A 20,652-nucleotide genomic window follows, 5' to 3' on the forward strand; every position below is an offset into this window, starting at 1 on the left:
CTTCTTCGATCCTGACCGGTTGCAGGGCCGGCCGTTGCCGGCCCTGCCGATGCCCGTCGCTCCGGGCGTCAGGCCGACTCTCGTCTGACCAGCTCCGTCGGCAGGATCACCGCCACAGGGTCCTCGCCGCCGATCTGTGCCAGCAGCACCCGCACCATCTCGGCGCTGATGCGGTCGTAGGGCTGGCGGATCGTGGTGAGGGCGGGGGTCGCCTCCGTCGCCGCGGCGGAGTCGTCGAAGCCGCCCACGGACACGTCCTCGGGGACCCGTCGGCCCGCCCGGTGCAGGGTGGCCAGGACGCCCTGTGCCATCAGGTCGGAGGCGACGAACACCGCGTCCATGTCCGGTGCCTGCGCGAGCAGCTTCTCGGCGCCCGCCGCACCGCTGGCCCGGCTGTAGTCGCCGGACACGATGAGCCGCTCGTCGACCTCGACGCCCGCTTCCGTGAGCGTCTCCTTGTAGCCGGCGAGGCGATCGACACCGCCCGGCGTGTCGAGCGGGCCGCTCACCACGCCGATCCGGCGTCGGCCCAGCGACAGCAGGTGGCGCACCATGTCCCGGGCGCCGTCCCGGTCGTCCGCCGCCACGTAACTCACCTTGGAGCCGGGACCCATGGGCTTGCCGCACTGCACGAGCGGCACCCCCGCCTCACGCAGCTCCTCGGCGACGGTGTCGCCGGAGTGGCTGGAGACGAGCAGCACGCCGTCGACGTGGCCCGCGGTGATGTACCGCATGATCCGGCGCCGTTCGTCCTCCGTGCCCGCCAGCATCAGCAGCAGGGGGATGTCGTGCGCGGCCAGCGCCTGGGTGCAACCGTGCAACAGGACGTTGAAGTTGGGGTCCTCGAACAGCTTCTCCTGCGGTTCGGTCAGCAGGAAGCCGATCGAGTCGGAACGGCCCGTGATCAGGGAGCGGGCATGCCGGTTCACGACGTACCCCGTCTTGCGGATCGCCGCGTTGACCGCTTCCTGTGCCGCCGGGCTGACGTAGTGGCCGCCGTTGAGCACGCGCGACACGGTGCCCCGGGAGACTCCCGCCACGCGCGCCACGTCGTGAATGGTCGGCGGTTTGCGCCGGCCCCCCGTGTTGCTCATGGTCATGACTTTACGGCTCCGGAGAGCAGATCGAGGCTCCAGAAGCGCTGGATGACGAGGAACAACGCGATGAGCGGGATGATCGCGAGCAGCGCGCCCGTGATGACCAGGGTGTAGAGCGCCGGCTGGCTGTAGCCCTGGGCGAGCAGCGTGAACAGGCCGAGCGTCATGGGGAACTTCTCGTCGTCGCTCAGCATGATGTAGGGCAGCAGGAAGTTGTTCCAGATCGCCACGAACTGGAAGAGGAAGATCGTCACCAGGCCGGGCACCATCATCGGCAGCCCGATCCGCGCGAAGATCCGCCACTCCCCGGCCCCGTCCATCCGCCCTGCCTCGACCACGTCGGCCGGCACGGCCGCGGCGGCGTAGATCCGGCCCAGGTAGATCCCGTACGGGGAGAGGATCAGCGGCAGCAGCACGGAGGCGTAGGAGTCGGTCAGGTCCGCCTTGGCCAGCAGCAGGTACTGCGGGATGGCGAGGATGACCGGCGGCATCAGAACGCCCGCCAGCAGGATGTTGAAGACGGTCTCGCGGCCGCGGAAGCGGTAGACGGCCAGGGCGTAGCCCGAGACGGCGGAGACCGCGGTCGACAGCAGCGCGCCGAGGCCCGCATAGAGGGCCGAATTGCCCATCCACTGCCAGTAGATGCCGTCACGGTAGGCGTTGAGGTCCGCGAGGTTGTCGGCGAACCCCGTGCCCGGAATCAGGGTCAGGGTGGAGAACAGCTCCTTGCCCGACTTGGTGGCGGCCATGACCACCCAGGCCACCGGCAGGAGGCAGTACACGGCCCCGAGCAGCAGGACGAGGGTGGGGACGAAGGCGATACGGCGGCGCAGGGGCGGCCCCTGGACGGTGCCGGGCGTGGTGCCGACGACCGGGGCGGTCTTCCGGACGGCAAGAGAACTCATCGGGCTTCCTCCTGCTTGGAGCGGGCGTTCGCGACGCGCAGGAATCCGAAGGACAGGACGAGCGTGGCGACAGCGATGATCACGGCCTGGGCGGCGGCCGAGTAGATGTCGTTGTTGCCGAAGGCGTCCTGGTACACCTTCATCAGCGGACTCCAGGTCGTGGAGACGGAGTTGGTCAGCGGCTTGAGCGTGGTCGGCTCGGCGAACACCTGCAGCGTCGCGATGATCGAGAAGAAGAACGTGAGCACCAGCGACGGCGCCACCATCGGGATCTTGATCCGCAGGGCGAGCTGCAGCTGGGAGCAGCCGTCCAGTTTCGCCGCCTCGTAGACCTCGGCCGGGATGGCCTTGAGCGAGGTGTAGATGACGATCATGTTGAAGCCGGTGCCGCCCCAGATCGCGATGTTCGACAGCGCGATGAACAGCGGTCCGCCGTCGAGCAGGTTGGGCTCGGGCAGGCCCGCCTTGTCGAGCAGGAAGTAGAAGGGGCTGACGCTCGGCAGGTACAGGAAGCCCCACAGCAGGGCCGCGATCACGCCGGGGATGGCATAGGGAAGGAAGATCGCCAGCCGGGTGAAGGAGGTGAGCCGCACCCGGTCGGTGTCCAGCATCAGCGCGAAGAGCAGCGCGGAGCCGAGCATCACGGGGACGACGATCGCTCCGTAGCCCAGGACGCGCAGGGCGCCGTTCAGCAGCTCGGAGTCGGAGAGCGCGGCGGTGTAGTTGGACAGCCCCGTCCATACCTCGCTACGGGCGCCGGACCCCAGGCCGAGGCCCTTGACCTCGACCTTGCGGAGGCTGAGGTAGACCGCGTATCCGATGGGCAGGACGAAGAACAGCAGGAACAGGACGACGGCCGGGAGAAGGAAGGCGTACGGGGCGCGCCGTACGCGGCCGCTGGTGGCGCGGGCGCGGGGCGCACGGCCGAAGCCGTGCGCCGCCTTGCCGGTGTTCACGGTGGTGCCGGACATCACTCGGCGACCTCGAAGCCCTGCTTCTTCAGGTCGGCGACGGTGTCGTCCTGCATGGCGGTCAGCGCGGAGCCGAACGCCGCCTTGTTCTTGGCCTTGGCCGCGTTGCCGAACGCGTCCTTGAAGGTCGTGTAGGCCACGTTGACGTTGGGGCCCCAGGCGGACGGCGCGGTGGCCTTCGCGATCTCGGCGGCCTCGGTGTAGAAGTCCGGCTGGTTGGAGAAGAAGTCCGGGGCCTTGGACAGGGCACTGCCGGTCTGGGCGGCGGTGGCGGCCGGGTAGATGCCGCCCTCCTTCACCATCGCGGCGAGGGCCTCCTCGTCGGTGTTCAGCCAGGTGGCGAACTTGGCCGCGGCCTCCTTGTGCTGGGAGTCGTTGGTGATGCCGGTGGAGGAGCCGCCCCAGCTGCCGGTGGCGTTCTCACCCGCACTCCACTGCGGCAGCGGGGCCATCGCCCACTTCCCGGCGGTGTCCGGGGCCGCGGTGGTCAGTACGCCCGGTGCCCAGACCGCGCTGACCCAGGCGATCTGTGTGCCGGTGTTGAGTGCCTTGTTCCAGGCGGGGGTGTACATCGGCTGGTTGTCGATCGCGCCCTCCGCGACCAGACCGCCCCAGAAGTCGGCGACCTTCTTGCTGGCGTCGTCGTCGATGGCGACCTTCCACTTGTCGCCCTCTGCGGTCCACCACTTGGCGCCGGCCTGCTGGGCGAGGCCCGCGAAGAGCCCCGAGTCGTTGGCGGAGAACGTGGTCAGCGCCTTCGAGGAGTCCGCCTTCTTGAGCTTGCGGGCGGTCTCCGCGAACTCGTCCCAGGTGGTGGGGACCGTCAGGCCGTACTTCTTGAACAGGTCCTGCCGGTAGTAGAACATCAGCGGCCCGGAGTCCTGGGGGATCGCGTACGCGCTGTCGGTGCCGAGGGTGACCTGCTGCCAGATGCCGGAGGCGAACTTGCTCTTGGCGTCCTTCACCTCGTCCGTGATGTCGGCGAGGACGTCGTTGCTGACGAGCGTGGGTATCGCCTGGTACTCGGCCTGCACCAGGTCGGGGGCCTTCTTGCCCTTGGCCGCGGTGATGATCTTGGTGACCAGCTCGTCGCCGGACGCCTGCTTCTTCACCGTGACCTGGATGCCCGCCTCCTTGCCCGGCCCCTTGTTCCAGATCGCGGCGACCTTGTCCATGCCCGGTGCCCAGGCCCAGTAGGTCAGCGAGACGGGGCCGGAGTCGGCCGAGCCCTTGTCCTCGGAGCCGGAGCTGCAGGCGGCGAGGGTGGTGGCACCGAGGGCCACGGCGATCGAGGTGGCCACGAGGCGGCGGCGCATCGTGAACTGCATGGAGTATCTCCCCTGACAAGGGCCTGAAGGCGGTGGATCAGCAGACCGGCCATGCGCGGTGTGCTTCTGTGAGCGTTCACAGTAGAGAAACATCCAGGACACTTGTCAATGGTTGTTGCTGTGCGGTTATGTTGGGCTCGCACCGCCACCGACGTCTGTGCACGTTCCCAAATGATCGACACATCGGGAGAGATCCATGCCGGAGACCACCCCCAGGGTCCTCACCAGGCTCGCCTTCGGTGGGGACTACAACCCCGAGCAGTGGCCGGAAAGCGTCTGGCACGAGGACGTCCGGCTCATGCGGGAGGCCGGTGTCACGATGGTGAGCGTCGGGATCTTCTCCTGGGCGCTGCTCGAGCCCACGCCCGGTGTGTACGACTTCGGCTGGCTGGACCGTCTCCTCGACCTGCTGCACGAGAACGGCATCCGCGTCGACCTGGGCACCCCCACCGTGACGCCGCCCGCCTGGTTCTACCGGGCCCACCCCGACGCCCTCCCCGTGACCGCCGAAGGCGTGCGCTACGAGTTCGGCTCCCGCGCCGCCATCTGTCACAGCAACGCCGACTACCGCGCGGCCGCCGAGGCCATCACGACCGAGCTGGGGGAGCGCTACGGCGACCATCCCGCCCTCGCGATGTGGCACGTGCACAACGAATACGGCGTCCCCGTCTCCGCCTGCTACTGCGACTCCTGCGCCGCCCACTTCCGCGGCTGGCTGCGGACGACCTACGGCACCGTCGAGGCGGTCAACGAGGCCTGGGGCACCGCCTTCTGGGGCCAGCGGTACACGGATTTCGACCAGATCAACCCGCCGCGTGTCACGCCCACTGTCGGCAACCCCGGCCAGGCACTGGACTACAAGCGCTTCGCCGACGCCACCATGCTCGAGAACTTCCGCATGGAGCGGGACATCCTGCACCGCCTGTCGCCCGGCGTCCCGGTCACGACCAACTTCATGACCGCCCTCAGCCAGTGCGACTCCGTCGACTACTGGGCCTGGGGCCGCGAGGTCGACATCGTCACCAACGACCACTACCTGATCACCGACGGCCGCCGCACCCACGTCAACCTCGCGATGGCCGCCGATCTCACCCGCTCCGTCGGCGGCGGCGCCCCCTGGCTCCTTCTGGAGCACTCCACCTCGGGCATCAACTGGCAGCCGCGCAACCCGGCCAAGGCCCCCGGCCAGATGGCCCGCAACTCCCTCGCCCACGTGGCGCGCGGCTCCGACGGCGCCATGTTCTTCCAGTGGCGGCAGTCCCGGCGCGGCGCCGAGAAGTTCCACTCGGCGATGCTGCCGCACGGCGGCACCGACACGCGCGTGTGGCGCGAGGTGGTCGAACTCGGCGCGTCCCTCGACTCGTTGAGCACGATCCGCGGCACCCGCACGCAGGCCGACGTGGCGATGCTCTGGGACTGGCACTCCTGGTGGGCGCAGAACCTGCAGTGGCGGCCCAGCGAGGACCACGACCCGCGCGAGCGCGCCGACGCCTTCTACGAGGCCCTCTACGACCGCCACCTCACGGTCGACTTCGCCCATCCGGAAGCCGACTTGTCGAGGTATCCCCTTGTCGTCGTGCCCGCCCTGTATCTGACGACCGAGGCGGCGGGCCGCAACCTCGGGGAGTACGTCGAGAACGGCGGCACCCTCGTCGTGTCGTACTTCTCCGGCATCGTCGACGAGCACGACGCCGTCCACGAGGGCGCGTACCCCGGCGTGCTGCGGGACGTCCTCGGCCTGACCGTCGAGGAGTTCTCGCCGCTTCTCCCGGGCGAGCGGGTGCGCCTCACCGGCCCCGACGGCTCCGAGCTCGGCGGCGACGTGTGGACGGAGTTCGTCGTGCCGCGCGGCGCCGAGACCGTCTGGACGTACGCCGACGGTCTCACCGCCGGCCGTCCCGCCGTCACCCGGCACCGCCTGGGCGAGGGCACTGCCTGGTACGTCTCCACCCGCCTCGGCGCCGAGGGCCTGGACGCGCTCCTCGGCTGGGCCGTCGAGGACGCGCGCATGGCCCCGCGGGCCGAGCTCCCGCGCGACGTCGAGGTGGTGCGCCGCTCCGGCGGGTCGAGCACCTATCTGTTCGCGATCAACCACTCCGCCACCGACGCCAAGGTGCCGCTCGACGCGCACGGCACCGAGCTGCTGACGGGCGAGCGTGCCGCCGGCCGCCTCGCGGTCCCGGCGGGAGCCGTCCGGGTCGTACGGCTCGACGGCTGAGCCGACTCCCTCTCCGCCCGTGGAGCCGCGAGCCGCGGGCGGAGAGGGTCCCTCACCTCCAGAGGGAACCCCCACCCCCATCACGTCGAAGGGACGACGGACGACGATGTTCCATCCCAGACGCACCCTCAGGGCCCTGCTGCCGCCGCTCGCCGCCGGGCTCGCCCTCACCGCCCTGCCCGCCCCGACCGCGCAGGCGGCAAGCACTCTCACCAACGGCGGCTTCGAGACCGACGGCACCGGCGCGGCCACCCCCGGCGGCTGGTCGGAGTACGGCTCGACCGGCGCCTCGTACGTCGAGGCGGGTGGCCACGGCGGGAGCTACCGTCTGTCGCACTGGGCGTCCACCGCGTACAAGGTGGAGACGTACCAGTACCTGTCCGGGCTGACCAACGGGAACTACAAGCTCACGGCCTGGGTTCGCTCCGGCGGCGGGCAGAACGCGGCCTACCTGGCCCTGAAGAACTGCGGCGGTTCCGAACAGCGCACCGACCTTCCGGTGTCGTCGAGCGGATGGATCCATGTCGTCGTCCCGGTCAACGTCACGAACAACCAGTGCACCATCAGCATCAACAGTGACGCGAACGCCGGCAACTGGATCAATGTTGACGACCTCGCCTTCACGTCCGGCACCACGGGCCTGTCCGTCAAGGGCGCCGACATCTCGTCCCTCGCCAAGAGCGAGGCGAAGGGCGGCGTCTACAGGACCAGTTCCGGCACCACCGGCGACGCCGTCACCATCCTCAAGAACGCCGGCATGAACTACGCCCGCCTGAAGGTCTGGGTCGACCCGGCCGACGGCTACAACAACAAGGCCCGCGTGCTGGCCATGGCCAAGCGCGTCAAGGCCGCCGGCATGAAGCTGCTCGTCGACTTCCACTACTCGGACACCTGGGCCGATCCGGGGGCGCAGTCCAAGCCGGCCGCCTGGGCGAGCCATTCGTACAGTCAACTGAAGACTGACGTGTACAACCACACGTACGACGTGTTGAACGCGTTGAAGGCTCAGGGCACCACCGCCGACATGGTCCAGGTGGGCAATGAGATCAACGGCGGCATGCTGTGGAACGAGGGTTCCACGTCCAACTGGTCGCAGCTCGCGGGTCTGCTCAACTCCGGCTACGACGCCGTCAAGGCGGTCAGCTCCTCCACCACGGTGGCTCTCCACCTCGCCAAGGGCGGCGATCTGTCCGGCACCCGCTGGTGGTTCGACAGCGCGGTGTCCAACGGCGTGAAGTTCGACGCGATCGGCCTGTCGTACTACGGCTACTGGCACGGCTCGCTCTACGACTTCCAGACCACCCTGGACGACGCGGCCTCCCGCTACGGCAAGCCGGTCTTCGTCGCCGAGACGGCCTACCCCTTCCGCCTCGACAGCGACGACTCGCTCACCAACCAGATCGACACCACCGGTGAGCTCGTCTCCGGCTACCCGGCGAGCGCTGCCGGCCAGCTGGCCTGGATGAACGCCGTGGCGAACATCGTGGAGGCCGTCCCGAACGGCCGTGGCCTCGGCGTCGTCTACTGGGAGGCGACCTGGACCGCGGTCACCGGCAACGGCTGGGACCCGACCGACGCCTCCTCCGGCAACGGCTGGGAGAACCAGGCCCTGTTCGGCTACGACGACAAGGCGCTCTCGTCGATGGCGTGGTTCAGCCACCGCTGAGCCCACACCACAGGGGTCCGGCCGGGCGTGTGGCGGCCGGGCCCCTGCGGCCGGCGGAACAGGCGCACCGCCGGTATTCGCTTGCATGCCGTCGTCACTCGCGTCAACGTCGGCGGACACCTGACGAAGGCAGAGAAGATGACCACGCAGACCCACGACGTCGACCATGAACTCATCCAGGCCGCGGCGCACGTCGCGCAAACCCGCTGCCGGGGCGACAACCACACCATGGCGGCCGCGGGCCGAACCCGGGACGGCCGGATCGTCACGGCGGTGAACGCCTACCACTTCACCGGAGGACCCTGCGCCGAGCTGGTGCTCATCGGCACGGCGGCCGCCCAGGGCGTCTACGAGCTGGACACCATCGTGGCCGTGGGCGACCGCGACCGGGGCGTTGTTCCCCCGTGTGGCCGGTGCCGTCAGGTCCTTCTCGACTACTTCCCCGCCCTCAAGGTCGTCGTCGGCGAAGGCGACCGCATCCGTACCGTCCCTGTCACCGACTTGCTGCCCGAAAGCTACGTCTGGGCCGACCACCAGCTCGACGCCGAGTAGACCGTGAATACCGAACTGGCTTGCCCAGTAAGTCAGTTCGGTATCGGTCAATGCTCGCCGAGTGCCGTACACGACGGCGTCGACTGCGCGACAGTGGGAAAACTCGGTCGAGGAGGCTCGGACAGAGGGGGACGCATGCTGAGGACTCCGGCAAGGGAGACGCGCCTGGACATCCTGGAATGGCTGAAGCACCCCGCCGCGCACTTCCCGCCCCAGCGCCACGGCGACCTCGTCGAGGACGGTGTCACCGCCGACACGGTCGCCGCGAAACTCGGCGTGCGCCGCCAGGTCGCCCACACCCACCTCACCCTGCTCGCGGACCTCGGCATGCTGCGCACCAGGAGGATCCGGCGGCGCACGTACTACCGGCGCGACGAGGTGCGGATCGCCGAAGTCGCCCGCATGTTTGAGAAGGGCTGGTAGCGCGGCCGCCGCTCCCACCAGGCGCGGTCCACCGCTAGGAACGCACCGCTGGCGGCCCCTGCCCGGGCTCCGCGTCCTGCGACGGTTCCTCGGTGTGTCCGGTCCGCTCCCACACGATCCGGCCCAGCATCGCACCGCCGTACACGACGAATCCCACGCCGACGAGCCAGGACTCCACCACCAGGACGGCACCGACAGGGCCGTAGCTGATCGCGTTGGTGACGAGGAGCGGGGTGAACACCAGGTACGAGAAGCCGCGCAGGCCGACCAGTCCGATCATCGTGGCGATGGCACCGGGCAGCAGGCCGCGCCAGCGCACCTGGCTGTGGAGAAGGAAGTGCGGCCCCCACCAGAAGAACAGCACGCCCAGCGCCATGCTGAGCAGGATGCGGGGAGGCCCCTGCAGCACGTTCCGGGTCTGCACCTGCCCGTACAGGTACGCCGTGAGCATGACCAGCCAGGCCACCTGTCGCAGGACCCGGTGCCACGGGTTGGGGGCCGCATTCCAGATGCGCTCATAGCCGTTCTGCACGCTCGACGCGAAGGACACGCCGAACAGGGCGAGCAGCGCCATGCTCCACGCGCTGGTGGTGCTGACCACCTTGCGGGGCGGCCCGAAGGCGCGCTCCAGCGCGTCGGCCGACCGGCCGGACAGATCCATGCCGTCCACCAGCCACAGCGCGAATCCGCCCTTCCCCAGCGGATCCGCCGCCGCCAGCACGATCAGCAGCGGCGCGAGCGTGACCAGGGACAGCGCCCCGAACCCCATGGCCCGGTGCAGCAGCTCCAGCTCCTTGCCGCGCCGGTGGAGTTCCGCGAACCCCAGCCCGTGCCACACCTCGCGCACTCGGCGGACGTTCAATTCGGACACCCTGCCGGACGAGGAGGCCGGACCCGTCGGAGTCCTCTGCAGGGGCGGCGACCCGCACGGCCCCGGGCCAACCGTGACATGGGGACCACCCTCTCTTCTCGTTCTTGCTGTTCTGAGTGGGCCGGAAAACACCGACGTAAACCCGCCGACGGGGGCTGTGCCCCGGTCGGCGGTCCGCATACCTGCCAGGATGGTCTGTCTCGAGGAGGAGGCTTCCATGGACCGCCCCACCGCACTCGTCCCGCGCCGGTACGTCGAGATCGGCGGCCGTGGGCCCGAGGACGTCGTCGCCGACGCGCACGGCCGCGTCCTGACCGGTGTGGAGGACGGGCGGATCCTGCGCGTCGACGGCCTGGCCGAGCCCTCCGCCGCCCGCGTCGAAGTGCTCGCCGAAACCGGCGGCCGTCCGCTCGGACTCGAACTCCTCTCGGACGACGCCCTGCTGGTGTGCGACGCCGAACGCGGACTGCTGCGCATCGACCTCGCCGACGGCAGCGTGCACGTCCTCGCGGACGAGGTGGCGGGGGAGAGGCTGCGGTTCTGCAGCAACGTCGTCGCCCTGTCCGACGGCAGCGTGTACTTCACGGTCACCAGCCGCCGCTACCCCCTGGACCAGTGGATCGGCGACCTGGTGGAGCACACCGGCACCGGCCGTCTCCTGCGCCTCGCGCCGGGCAAGGAGACGCCAGAAGTGCTGTTGGAGGGGCTCCAGTTCGCCAACGGGCTCGCCGCGAGCGCCGACGGCTCGTTCCTGGTCCTCGCCGAGACCGGCGCCCGCCGGCTCACCCGCTACCGGCTCACCGGACCGCGGGCCGGACAAGCCGAGCCCTTCGCCGAGAACCTGCCCGGCATGCCCGACAACCTCTGGCGCGGCGGGCCGGACGGACCGATCTGGGTCTCACTGGCGGGGCCGCGCGTGCCCCCGCTCGATCTGCTCCACCGCGCCGCCCCCGCCGTACGGCGGACCGCCGCCCGCGCAGCCGTACGCGCTCCCTTCCGCCCCACGGGCACGATCGGAGTCCTGGCAGTCGACGACCACGGTGCGATCGTCCACCACCTCGCCCGCAGCCACTCCGGTTTCCGCATGGTCACCAGCGTCTGCGAGGCCTCCGGCCACCTCGTGCTCGGCAGTCTGTGGGAGCGGGGCGTCGCGGTGTGCGAGCCGCCGGCCGCGACCTGAGCCCGGCGTACCCTGTTGACGGCCGTGATCACCTCCACACCCGGTGACGGTAGCCCACGCAGGAGACGTACGACATGACAGCCCCGGAAGCCGAGAGCCTCCGCACCCGCATACCGCGGCAGCCCGCCCGGCGGGGACAGTTCCCGGTCGTCGCGGTGGTCGCGCTCGGCGGCGGCATCGGAGCCGCCGCCCGGTACGCGGCCTCGCTGTGGTGGCCCGCGCGGACCGGCGGGTTCCCCTGGACGACCTTCTGGGTCAACGTCGTCGGCTGCGCCGTGATCGGCGTGTTCCTGGTGCTCGTCACCGAGGCCATGTCATCCCCCCACCGCCTGCTGCGCCCCTTCTTCGGCACCGGGGTGCTCGGCGGATTCACCACCTTCTCGACGTACGCCGTCGACATCCAGAAGCTGTTCGACGCGGGCCGTCCAGGCACGGCACTGGCCTACCTCGCCGCGACCCTGCTCGCGGCCATCACGGCGGTGTGGCTCGCGGTGGCGGCGACCCGCCGCGTCCTGACCTGGAGGAAGCGATGATGAGACTGACCGGCCGCGCCCTGCGCCTGACCGTCTTCGTCGGCGAGAACGACCTCTGGCACCACAAGCCCCTCTACACCGAGATCGTGCACCGGGCCCGTGCCGCGGGCCTCGCGGGCGCCAGTGTCTTCCGCGGTATCGAGGGCTTCGGCGCCTCGTCCCTGATCCACACCTCGAGGCTGCTGTCCCTCAGCGAGGACCTTCCCGTGGCGGTCGTGATCATCGACTCCGAGGAGCGCGTACGGGCCTTCCTGCCGCAGCTCGACGAGCTGGTCACCGAGGGTCTGGTGACCCTGGACGACTGCGAGGTCATCAGGTACGTCGGCCGTGAACCGGAGCAGGCGCAGAGCCCGGGTGAACCGGACAGGAAGGGTAAGAAGTCGTTGTGAACTGGCTGCTGGTCGTCGTCGGCGGCATGGTCGGCGCCCCGCTCCGCTATCTCACCGACCGGGCGGTCCAGGCGCGGCACGACTCGGTCTTCCCCTGGGGCACCTTCGTGGTGAACGTCACCGGCTCCCTGGTCCTCGGTCTGCTGACCGGCGCGGTCACGGCCGGAGCCGCAGGGTCCCACCTGCAGCTTCTCCTCGGCACCGGGCTGTGCGGCGCCCTGACGACGTACTCGACCTTCTCGTACGAGACGCTCCGGCTGACCGAGACCGGTGCGGGGCTCTACGCTGCCGCCAATGTCGTCGCGAGCGTGGCGGCGGGTCTCGGCGCGGCCTTCGCCGGTGCCGGTGTCGCCGAGGCCGTGTGGTCCTAGGCGGTCACCCTGGCACGGGCCTGGTAGGACTGTCTGCGGCACCGTCGAACCACTCCTGAAGAACTGGATCCCATGAGCGCCATCTCCGTCGGTCAGGCCGTCATCCTCGGAGCCGTCGAGGGGGTGACCGAGTTCCTGCCGGTCTCCTCCACCGGCCATCTGAAGATCACCGAGGGGCTGATGGGCATCCCCGTCGACGACGACGCCGTCGTCGGGTTCTCGGCGGTCATCCAGGTCGGCGCGATCGCGGCCGTGCTCGTGTACTTCTTCAAGGACATCGTGCGGATCGTCTCCGCGTGGGGCCGCGGGGTGTTCAACAAGGAGGAGCGGTACCACCACGACTACAAGTTCGCCTGGTGGGTGATCTACGCGACCATCCCGATCGTCGCCGTGGGCCTGGCCGCCAAGCCGCTCATCGAGGGACCGCTCGCCTCGCTGTGGGTGGTCGCGGGCTCGCTGATCCTCGGCAGCGGTGTGATGTGGGCGGCCGACCAGATGGGCCGGCACAAGCGCGGCGAGGACGACACCACGCTCAAGGACGCGATGCTGGTCGGCAGCTCGCAGATCCTCGCGCTGCTCTTCCCGGGCTTCTCGCGCTCCGGCGCCACCATGTCCACGGCCCTGATGCTCGACCTGGACCGGGTCGCCGCCACCCGCCTCTCCTTCTTCCTCGGCATCCCCGCGCTGACCGGCGCCGGCCTCTACGAGCTGAAGGACGCCCTGGGCACGGGCGCGGGCGCGGCCCCGCTGGCCGTCGGCACGATCGTGTCCTTCGTCGTCGCCTACGCCTCCATCGCCTGGCTGCTGAAGTTCGTCGCCAAGCACTCGTTCAACGCGTTCGTGATCTACCGGATCGTCGTGGGCCTGCTGCTGTTCGGTCTGCTGGGGGCAGACGTGATCAACAGCTGATCGCCGGACATTGGGGCGTGCGGAGTTTTCAGGCCGCACGCCCCGTGAATTCTTCTTTTCATGCCGTCCCTTGACACACCCTTCGCCCACCCCGGAGTATCTGTCCCGTGAACCTGTCAGACAGCCAGACAGCCAGTCAGGGACCCCGGCGTGTGAGCGCCATGGAAGCGGTGCTCGCACACCTGCGTGCCGCCATCGAGCGCGGGGAGTACGCGATCGGCGACAAGCTCCCCTCCGAGGCGGAGCTGTGCCGCACGCTCGAGGTCTCCCGGCCCGTGCTGCGCGAAGCCCTCCGGGCTCTGCAGACGATGGGCCTGACCGTCTCCAAGACCGGCAAGGGCACCTTCGTCGTGGCGAACGCCGTGGAGGACCCCACCTTCGGCGACTACGCGGCCAGCGACCTGCTGGAGGTCCGCCGCCATGTCGAGATCCCGGTCGCCGGGTATGCGGCGGTGCGCCGCACCCCGGAGAACCTGGACCATCTGGCTCACCTCCTGGACCGCATGGAGCAGGAGACGGACACCACCGCGTGGGTCGCGATGGACACCCTCTTCCACCTGGCCGTGGCCGAGGCCGCCCAGAACCCGGTCTTCCGCCGGGTCATCGAGGAGATCCGCGACGCACTGGCGCGTCAGTCGGCGTTCCTCAACGAGCTGGGCGGCCGGCGCGAGCAGTCCAATCGCGAGCACCGGGCCATCGTCGAGGCGCTGATCGACGGTTCCGAACACGACGCGGTGCAGGCCATGAGCCACCACCTCGACCGCGTCGAGACGACCCTCACCGACATCGTGCGCCCCGGGCGCACGGACACCCCCACGGAAGGCGGACCCGAGGCGTGAGCGAGCAGCACCTCAAAGAAGAGACGCGCCCATCGTCCGGTCACATCGACGCCGGAGACGCCGGCTACAGCAAGTCCCTGAAGTCCCGGCACGTCAACATGATCGCCATCGGCGGAGCCATCGGCACCGGCCTCTTCCTCGGCGCGGGCGGCCGTCTCGCCGACGCCGGCCCCTCCCTCTTCGTCGCGTACGCCGTCTGCGGCGTCTTCGCGTTCCTGGTCGTGCGCGCCCTCGGCGAACTCGTCCTGTACCGCCCGTCCTCCGGCGCCTTCGTGTCGTACGCCCGTGAGTTCCTCGGCGAGAAGGGCGCCTACACCGCGGGCTGGATGTACTTCCTGAACTGGGCCACCACCGGCATCGCCGACATCACCGCGGTGGCCACCTACACCCACTACTGGGGCATGTTCTCCGACATCCCGCAGTGGGTCATCGCGCTGATCGCCCTGGCCGTCGTCCTCACCGTGAACCTGATCTCGGTGAAGATCTTCGGCGAACTGGAGTTCTGGTTCGCCATCGTCAAGGTCGGTGCGCTCGTGGTCTTCATGTGCATCGGCATCTTCCTGCTGGTCACCCAGCACCAGGTCGACGGCGCCACCCCCGGCCCGTCCCTGATCACCGACAACGGCGGTGTCTTCCCCAACGGCCTGCTGCCCATGCTGCTGATCATCCAGGGCGTCGTCTTCGCCTACGCCTCCGTCGAACTGGTCGGCGTCGCCGCGGGCGAGACCGAGAACCCCGAGAAGATCATGCCGAAGGCGATCAACTCGATCATGTGGCGCGTGGGCCTGTTCTACGTGGGCTCGGTCGTCCTGCTGTCGATGCTGCTGCCGTGGAACAAGTACTCCGCCGGCGAGAGCCCCTTCGTGACCGTCCTGTCCAACATCGGCATCCCGGCGGCCGGCGGAGTGATGAACCTCGTCGTCCTCACCGCAGCCATGTCCTCGCTCAACTCCGGCCTGTACTCCACCGGCCGCATCCTGCGCTCCATGGCCGTCAACGGCTCGGCTCCGCAGTTCACCGCGAGGATGAGCCGCACCCAGGTCCCCTTCGGCGGCATCCTGCTCACCAGCGGCATCTGCGTCCTCGGCGTCGGCCTCAACTTCGTGGTCCCCGCCGACGCCTTCGAGATCGTCCTGAACTTCGCGGCGATCGGCATCCTGTCCACCTGGGGCATGATCATGATCTGCCACCTGCTGTTCTGGCAGAAGACCCAGCAGGGCGAACTGACCCGCCCCGGCTACCGACTGCCGGGCTCCCCCTGGACCGAGCTGGTGACGCTGGCCTTCCTGGCCTCCGTCCTGGTCCTCATGTACGCCGACGGCGGCGCCGGACGCACCACCGTCCTGTGCCTGCCGCTGATCGCCGGAGCACTGGTCGCGGGCTGGTACGCCATCCGCCGCCGGACATCCACCCAGTCCACCATCCGAACCGACGCGTAACCCGCGCCGGCCGACAACAACCAGGCAGAGATGTACAGCAGTTCGCTCGCGGGCGCACCCCTGATCCGCGAACCCCTCCACGCTCCAGTCGCCCACCTCGACCGCGGTGGTGTGATCGAGGGCATCCACTACGGCTCCGTCGTCGTCCTCGGCGCCGACGGCGAGGTCCAGTTCCAGCTTGGCGACATCGAGGCCGCGTTCTACCCGCGCTCGGCCCTCAAGCCCGTCCAGGCCGCCGCCATGGTGCGCGCCGGGCTCCCGCTCGACGGCGAACTGCTGTCACTGACCGCGGCCAGCCACTCCGGCGAGGAACGCCACCTTGCCGGCGCCCGGCGCATCCTCGAGCTGGCCGGCGTCACCGAGGACCACCTGCGCAACGTCATGGAGCTGCCGTACGACCCGGCGGTCCGTGACGTCTGGGTGCGGGAGGGCCGACCGCCCTCCCGGCTCGCCCAGAACTGCTCCGGCAAGCACGCGGCCATGCTGTACACCTGCAGGCTCAACGGCTGGTCCCTGGAGGACTACCTCGACCCCGGGCACCCCCTCCAGAAGGCCATCGCGGAGATCGTCGAGGACCTCACCGGACAGCACATCGCCCGGGTCACCGTCGACGGCTGCGGCGCACCCCTGTTCTCGATCTCCCTGCACGGCCTGGCCCGTGCCGCCGCCCGCATCACCACCGCCGCGCCCGGCACTCCCGAGGCACGCGTGGCGGACGCGATGCGCGGGCACGCCGAGATGGCCTCCGGCTCCGGCCGGGACGTGGCCGCCCTGATGCGGGCCGTGCCCGGGCTGCTCGCCAAGGACGGCTTCGAGGGCGTCCAGGTCGCCGCGCTCCCGGACGGCCGCGCGATCGCCGTGAAGATCGCCGACGGTGCCAACCGGGCGCGCATCCCGGTCGCCGCGGCCGCCCTCGCCCGGGCCGGGGTCGACCCCGGCCTGCTCACCGAGTTCGCGGGGGAGGCGCTGCTCGGCGGTGGTGAACCCGTCGGCAGCATCCGTCCCGTCCGCGCCCTCGACCCGGTCACCTCCGTCTAGGGCCTGTCCGGCGGATCATGCCGCAGACGCGGGGCTCACCGGCGCCGACCAGATGCCGCTGCTTCCCTGCGACTTGATCCGCCGGACAGGCCCTGACGCCACCCACCTCAAGGAAGAGGCACCCGCACCCTCATGACCGCCGCCACCCGCAGCGAACACGACCTGCTCGGAGACCGCGACGTCCCCGCCGACGCGTACTGGGGCATCCACACCCTGCGCGCCACGGAGAACTTCCCGATCACGGGCACCCCGATCTCCGCCTACCCGCATCTGGTCGACGCCCTCGCCGCCGTGAAGGAGGCCGCCGCCCTCGCCAACGAGGAACTCGGTCTGCTGGAGCCGGGGAAGGCCGCCGCCATAGTCGCCGCCTGCCGCGAGATCCGCGACGGCAAGCTGCACGACCAGTTCGTCGTCGACGTCGTCCAGGGCGGAGCGGGCACCTCGACCAACATGAACGCCAACGAGGTCGTCGCCAACCGGGCGCTGGAACTGCTCGGGCACGACAAGGGCCAGTACCGGTTCCTGCACCCCAACGAGGACGTCAACCTCTCCCAGTCCACCAATGACGTCTACCCGACCGCCGTCAAGATCGCGACGGTGTTCGCGGTACGGGGACTGCTCAAGGCGATGTCCGTCCTGCAGGACTCCTTCGCCCGCAAGGCCGTCGAGTTCCGCAGTGTGCTCAAGATGGGCCGCACGCAGTTGCAGGACGCCGTGCCGATGACGCTGGGTCAGGAGTTCTCCTCGTACGCCGTCATGATCGACGAGGACCGGTCCCGTCTTGCCGAGGCCGTCGAGCTGATCCATGAGATCAACCTGGGTGCCACGGCGATCGGCACCGGCCTCAACGCCCCCGCCGGATACGCCGAGTCGGCCCGCCGCCACCTCGCCGGGATCACCGGACTTCCGCTGGTGACCGCCGCCAACCTGGTCGAGGCGACCCAGGACTGCGGCGCGTTCGTGCAGATGTCCGGCGTGCTCAAGCGCATCGCGGTCAAGCTCTCCAAGAGCTGCAACGACCTGCGCCTGCTGTCGTCCGGGCCGCGCGCGGGTCTCGGTGAGATCAACCTGCCGCCGGTGCAGGCCGGTTCGAGCATCATGCCGGGCAAGGTCAACCCGGTGATCCCCGAGGTCGTCAACCAGGTCGCCTTCGAGGTGATCGGCAACGACGTCACCATCACCATGGCCGCCGAGGCCGGGCAGCTCCAGCTCAACGCCTTCGAGCCGATCATCCTGCACTCCCTGTCGGAGTCGGTCACGCACCTGCGGGCCGCCTGCCTCACCCTCGCCGAGCGCTGCGTGGACGGCATCACCGCCAACACCGAGGTGCTGCGCCGCACCGTGGAGAACTCCATCGGCCTGGTCACCGCCCTCAACCCGCACATCGGCTACACGGCCGCCACCGACATCGCCAAGGAGGCCCTCGTCACCGGCCGGGGCGTGGCCGAACTCGTGCTGGAGAAGGGCCTGTTGCCGGCCGAGACCCTGGCCGACCTGCTGCGGCCGGAGGTCCTGGCGGGCAGCGGCGCACCCCTGGCCTGACCTGCGCACGCGCACCGGGACCGGCGGAGAGGCACAATGGTGATCATGACGTCGTCGATGACCTTCCAGCCGGTCCTGGAGCGCATCGCCGAGGAGATCGAGCGGACGCCCGGCCGCGGCCGGCCGGCCGACTACATCCCGGCGCTGGCGGCCTGCGACCCACGCCGCTTCGGCATGGCGGTCGCGGAACTGGACGGCACTGTGTACGGCGTGGGGGACTGGCGGCAGCCCTTCTCCACGCAGTCCATCACCAAGGTCTTCACTCTCGCCCTCGACCTGGCCCGCGAGGGCGACGAACTCTGGGAGCACGTGGGCCGCGAGCCCTCCGGCAATCCTTTCAACTCCCTGGTCCAGCTGGAGTACGAGAACGGCATCCCCCGCAATCCGTTCATCAACGCGGGCGCGCTGGTCGTCACCGACCGCCTCCAGACCCGTACCGGCGACGCGGCGGGGGAGATGCTCACCTTCCTCCGCTCGGAGAGCGGCAACCCGGGCCTGGACATCGACAAGGACGTCGCCGCCTCCGAGTCCGCGCACGGCGACCGCAACGCGGCCCTCGCGCACTTCATGGCGTCGTACGGCAACATCGACAACCCGGTACCGGTCCTGCTGGACCAGTACTTCCGGCAGTGCGCGCTCATGGCGTCCTGCGCCGACCTCGCTCTCGCCACCACGTTCCTGGCCCGGCACGGCATCCGCGCCGACGGCACCCGGCTGCTCACCCGCAGCCAGGCCAAGCAGGTCAACGCGGTGATGCTGACATGCGGCACGTACGACGCGGCGGGCGACTTCGCCTACCGCGTCGGCCTGCCCGGCAAGAGCGGCGTCGGCGGCGGGATCATCGCGGTCGTACCGGGCCGGTGCACGCTGTGCGTGTGGAGCCCCGGGCTGGACGAGCGGGGCAACTCGGTGGCGGGCGTCGCCGCGCTCGACCGCTTCACGACGCTGACGGGAGTGTCGGTGTTCTGAACAGGCCGCCTGGGAAATGCAGTTGAGGCGTTGGCGGCGGTCGGTGAAGATCCTGTGCATGTTCTCGCGCAGGAATCGCCGTCCGAAGTCCCCCGAACTCCTCAAGGCCTGGGAATGTCTGGACGCCGGGGACATCCCCGGAGCCCTGCGCCTGCTGCGGTCCTCCGCCGAGACCGAGCCACTGGGAGAGGTCGCCCTGGTCGTCGCCCGGGCGGCGGGATCGGCCGGCTTCACCGACCTCCAGGAGGCCGCGACGGCGCTGGCCCCACGCCCCGACAAGGCGCAGGAACTCTACGCCTTCGGGTACGCGTGCATCGAGCGAGGCGTGTCCTGCCTGGCGATACCCGCCCTGCGCGAGGCGCTGCGCCTGGTTCCGGGCTCGTCGCGGGTGATGCGTGAACTCGTCGCCGCCTACGAGCGCGAGGGCCGGCATCACGAGGCCGTCGAGCTGCTGACCACCCGTGAGACCGGCTTCGAGGACTGGCCCGACCGCTACCTGCTGGTCTTCAACGCCATCATGGCGGGCGACCTGCCACTGGCCCGCCGGCAGCACGCACTGCTGACGGACCCGGACGACTCGATGTGGCTCCCCGCCCAGGCCCGCCAGCGCCGCATGCTGGAGCGCGCCGCGGCCGCCGGGCCGGTGACCCCGCTGGACCTCACCGACCTGAGGGGCTGGCAGTACGTCATCCGCGGCACCGTACTGGGCACGCTCTCCCCGTACGGCTTCGACGCGGGCATGACCGGCCGGTACGCATGGCTCCAGGACTCCTACGACCTGTGCTTCCAGGGCCTGCTGCGCCTTGAGGCGGTGCTCGAGGCCGCCGACGCAAGGCCGCGTTCGGTGTCCCTGCTGCCCGACCGCGGCAGCCGCATCCTGGGTCTCGCCGCCGCCGAACTGCTCGGACTTCCCGTGCAGCCCTTCGCTCCCGGACGGGAGGACACCGTCGTCGTCGCGTACGACCTGAACGAGGTGGCCGAGGCGGACGAGGGCCCCGAGACCCTCGGGCACCTCTTCGAACGCGCGCCGGGGCAAGTGCTCCACGAGCACGCGAGCAACTGGACCGATCCGCCGGTGGTCACCGCCGACAGCGTCACCCTGCTGCACCGGTCGGCGACGGCACCCTGGGAGGGGCGGCTGCGGCAGGGGGACGACGGCGACGTCGAGCGGACGGCGCCCGACGACCGCCCCGAGGCGGACATCGCCGCGGAGATCCTCGGTGCCGACCCGACGGCGGACGAGGGCGACGGCGAGACGCCGGCGGACCCGGTCGACAGTCTCACGGCCTTCGTCGGCGCCGTCCGCGGCTCGTGGCTGCAGGGTGACCGGGCCAGGCTGACGTCGTCCGGTCCGGTGCGCAGCTCGCGGTTCGCCTGACCGAACCGTCGATCACACGGCGGTCACGTGCAGG

At 70.0% G+C, this 20,652-nt stretch carries 20 protein-coding genes; 15 read left to right on the forward strand and 5 right to left on the reverse strand.

The annotated features are described in order from the left end of the window. Positions 1 to 68 precede the first annotated feature (68 nt). Genes ABZO29_RS40535 through ABZO29_RS40550 form a run of 4 tightly spaced genes read right to left on the reverse strand, consistent with a single transcriptional unit; the run spans position 69 to position 4,301 of the window. Positions 69 to 1,100: a LacI family DNA-binding transcriptional regulator gene (locus tag ABZO29_RS40535; protein ID WP_367325191.1), complete on the reverse strand. Its 1,032-nt coding sequence runs from the start codon at positions 1,098 to 1,100 to the stop codon at positions 69 to 71. Then, complete coding sequence (locus tag ABZO29_RS40540) at positions 1,097 to 2,002, reverse strand: carbohydrate ABC transporter permease (protein WP_367325192.1); 906 nt, start codon at positions 2,000 to 2,002, stop codon at positions 1,097 to 1,099. Before ABZO29_RS40540 ends, ABZO29_RS40535 begins: the two co-directional genes overlap by 4 nt. Further along, positions 1,999 to 2,973 carry a carbohydrate ABC transporter permease gene (locus ABZO29_RS40545; RefSeq protein WP_367325193.1) on the reverse strand — a complete coding sequence of 325 codons (975 nt, stop codon included), beginning with the start codon at positions 2,971 to 2,973 and terminating at the stop codon, positions 1,999 to 2,001. The genes ABZO29_RS40540 and ABZO29_RS40545 overlap by 4 nt, the downstream gene beginning before the upstream one ends. Next, the gene (locus tag ABZO29_RS40550; RefSeq protein WP_367325194.1) at positions 2,973 to 4,301 is read right to left on the reverse strand and encodes an ABC transporter substrate-binding protein; all 1,329 of its coding nucleotides are present in this window, start codon (positions 4,299 to 4,301) and stop codon (positions 2,973 to 2,975) included. Before ABZO29_RS40550 ends, ABZO29_RS40545 begins: the two co-directional genes overlap by 1 nt. 196 nt (positions 4,302 to 4,497) lie before the next feature. On the opposite strand from ABZO29_RS40550, the gene ABZO29_RS40555 reads away from it, so the two are divergent. The 4 genes from ABZO29_RS40555 to ABZO29_RS40570 all read left to right on the forward strand — a co-directional run bounded on the left by ABZO29_RS40555 (position 4,498) and on the right by ABZO29_RS40570 (position 9,160). Then, positions 4,498 to 6,519 carry a beta-galactosidase gene (locus ABZO29_RS40555; RefSeq protein WP_367325195.1) on the forward strand — a complete coding sequence of 674 codons (2,022 nt, stop codon included), beginning with the start codon at positions 4,498 to 4,500 and terminating at the stop codon, positions 6,517 to 6,519. Positions 6,520 to 6,625: 106 nt separating this feature from the next. Then, on the forward strand, positions 6,626 to 8,185 hold the full coding sequence (locus ABZO29_RS40560; RefSeq protein WP_367325196.1) for a glycosyl hydrolase 53 family protein: 1,560 nt from the start codon (positions 6,626 to 6,628) through the stop codon (positions 8,183 to 8,185). Positions 8,186 to 8,323: 138 nt separating this feature from the next. Continuing rightward, the gene (locus ABZO29_RS40565; RefSeq protein WP_367325197.1) at positions 8,324 to 8,737 is read left to right on the forward strand and encodes a cytidine deaminase; all 414 of its coding nucleotides are present in this window, start codon (positions 8,324 to 8,326) and stop codon (positions 8,735 to 8,737) included. Positions 8,738 to 8,872: 135 nt separating this feature from the next. Beyond that, a complete protein-coding gene (locus tag ABZO29_RS40570; protein WP_367325198.1) occupies positions 8,873 to 9,160 on the forward strand; it encodes a helix-turn-helix domain-containing protein in 288 nt (95 codons plus the stop codon). A gap of 34 nt (positions 9,161 to 9,194) precedes the next feature. Here ABZO29_RS40570 and ABZO29_RS40575 read toward each other — a convergent pair whose 3' ends face one another. After that, complete coding sequence (locus ABZO29_RS40575; RefSeq protein ID WP_367326375.1) at positions 9,195 to 10,007, reverse strand: ribonuclease BN; 813 nt, start codon at positions 10,005 to 10,007, stop codon at positions 9,195 to 9,197. Between the two features lie 241 nt (positions 10,008 to 10,248). On the opposite strand from ABZO29_RS40575, the gene ABZO29_RS40580 reads away from it, so the two are divergent. From ABZO29_RS40580 to ABZO29_RS40630, 11 genes are all read left to right on the forward strand, one after another. Beyond that, a complete protein-coding gene (locus ABZO29_RS40580; RefSeq protein ID WP_367325199.1) occupies positions 10,249 to 11,211 on the forward strand; it encodes an SMP-30/gluconolactonase/LRE family protein in 963 nt (320 codons plus the stop codon). 74 nt (positions 11,212 to 11,285) lie between these two features. Further along, the gene (gene crcB / locus ABZO29_RS40585) at positions 11,286 to 11,744 is read left to right on the forward strand and encodes a fluoride efflux transporter CrcB (protein ID WP_367325201.1); all 459 of its coding nucleotides are present in this window, start codon (positions 11,286 to 11,288) and stop codon (positions 11,742 to 11,744) included. Beyond that, entirely contained in the window at positions 11,741 to 12,133 is a 393-nt protein-coding gene (locus tag ABZO29_RS40590; protein WP_367325202.1) for a DUF190 domain-containing protein, read from the forward strand. Before crcB (ABZO29_RS40585) ends, ABZO29_RS40590 begins: the two co-directional genes overlap by 4 nt. Next, positions 12,130 to 12,504, forward strand: a complete 375-nt coding sequence (gene crcB / locus ABZO29_RS40595) for a fluoride efflux transporter CrcB (RefSeq protein ID WP_367325203.1) — start codon at positions 12,130 to 12,132, stop codon at positions 12,502 to 12,504. The genes ABZO29_RS40590 and crcB (ABZO29_RS40595) overlap by 4 nt, the downstream gene beginning before the upstream one ends. 72 nt (positions 12,505 to 12,576) lie before the next feature. Next, the gene (locus ABZO29_RS40600; protein WP_367325204.1) at positions 12,577 to 13,413 is read left to right on the forward strand and encodes an undecaprenyl-diphosphate phosphatase; all 837 of its coding nucleotides are present in this window, start codon (positions 12,577 to 12,579) and stop codon (positions 13,411 to 13,413) included. Between the two features lie 161 nt (positions 13,414 to 13,574). Further along, positions 13,575 to 14,252: a FadR/GntR family transcriptional regulator gene (locus ABZO29_RS40605; protein ID WP_367326376.1), complete on the forward strand. Its 678-nt coding sequence runs from the start codon at positions 13,575 to 13,577 to the stop codon at positions 14,250 to 14,252. After that, entirely contained in the window at positions 14,249 to 15,691 is a 1,443-nt protein-coding gene (locus ABZO29_RS40610) for an amino acid permease (protein ID WP_367325205.1), read from the forward strand. Before ABZO29_RS40605 ends, ABZO29_RS40610 begins: the two co-directional genes overlap by 4 nt. Before the next feature lie 30 nt (positions 15,692 to 15,721). After that, positions 15,722 to 16,729 (forward strand): asparaginase, encoded by a 1,008-nt coding sequence (locus ABZO29_RS40615; RefSeq protein ID WP_367325206.1) that lies wholly within the window; start codon positions 15,722 to 15,724, stop codon positions 16,727 to 16,729. A gap of 132 nt (positions 16,730 to 16,861) precedes the next feature. After that, positions 16,862 to 18,271, forward strand: coding sequence for an aspartate ammonia-lyase (gene aspA, locus ABZO29_RS40620; protein ID WP_367325207.1), 1,410 nt, complete (start codon positions 16,862 to 16,864; stop codon positions 18,269 to 18,271). A gap of 36 nt (positions 18,272 to 18,307) precedes the next feature. Further along, the gene (locus tag ABZO29_RS40625) at positions 18,308 to 19,240 is read left to right on the forward strand and encodes a glutaminase (protein WP_367325208.1); all 933 of its coding nucleotides are present in this window, start codon (positions 18,308 to 18,310) and stop codon (positions 19,238 to 19,240) included. Positions 19,241 to 19,298: 58 nt separating this feature from the next. Beyond that, positions 19,299 to 20,618 carry a hypothetical protein gene (locus ABZO29_RS40630; protein WP_367325209.1) on the forward strand — a complete coding sequence of 440 codons (1,320 nt, stop codon included), beginning with the start codon at positions 19,299 to 19,301 and terminating at the stop codon, positions 20,616 to 20,618. The last annotated feature ends 34 nt before the right edge of the window (positions 20,619 to 20,652 follow it).

Origin of the sequence: Streptomyces sp. HUAS ZL42 (assembly GCF_040782645.1) — a bacterium.
GTDB lineage: Bacteria > Actinomycetota > Actinomycetes > Streptomycetales > Streptomycetaceae > Streptomyces.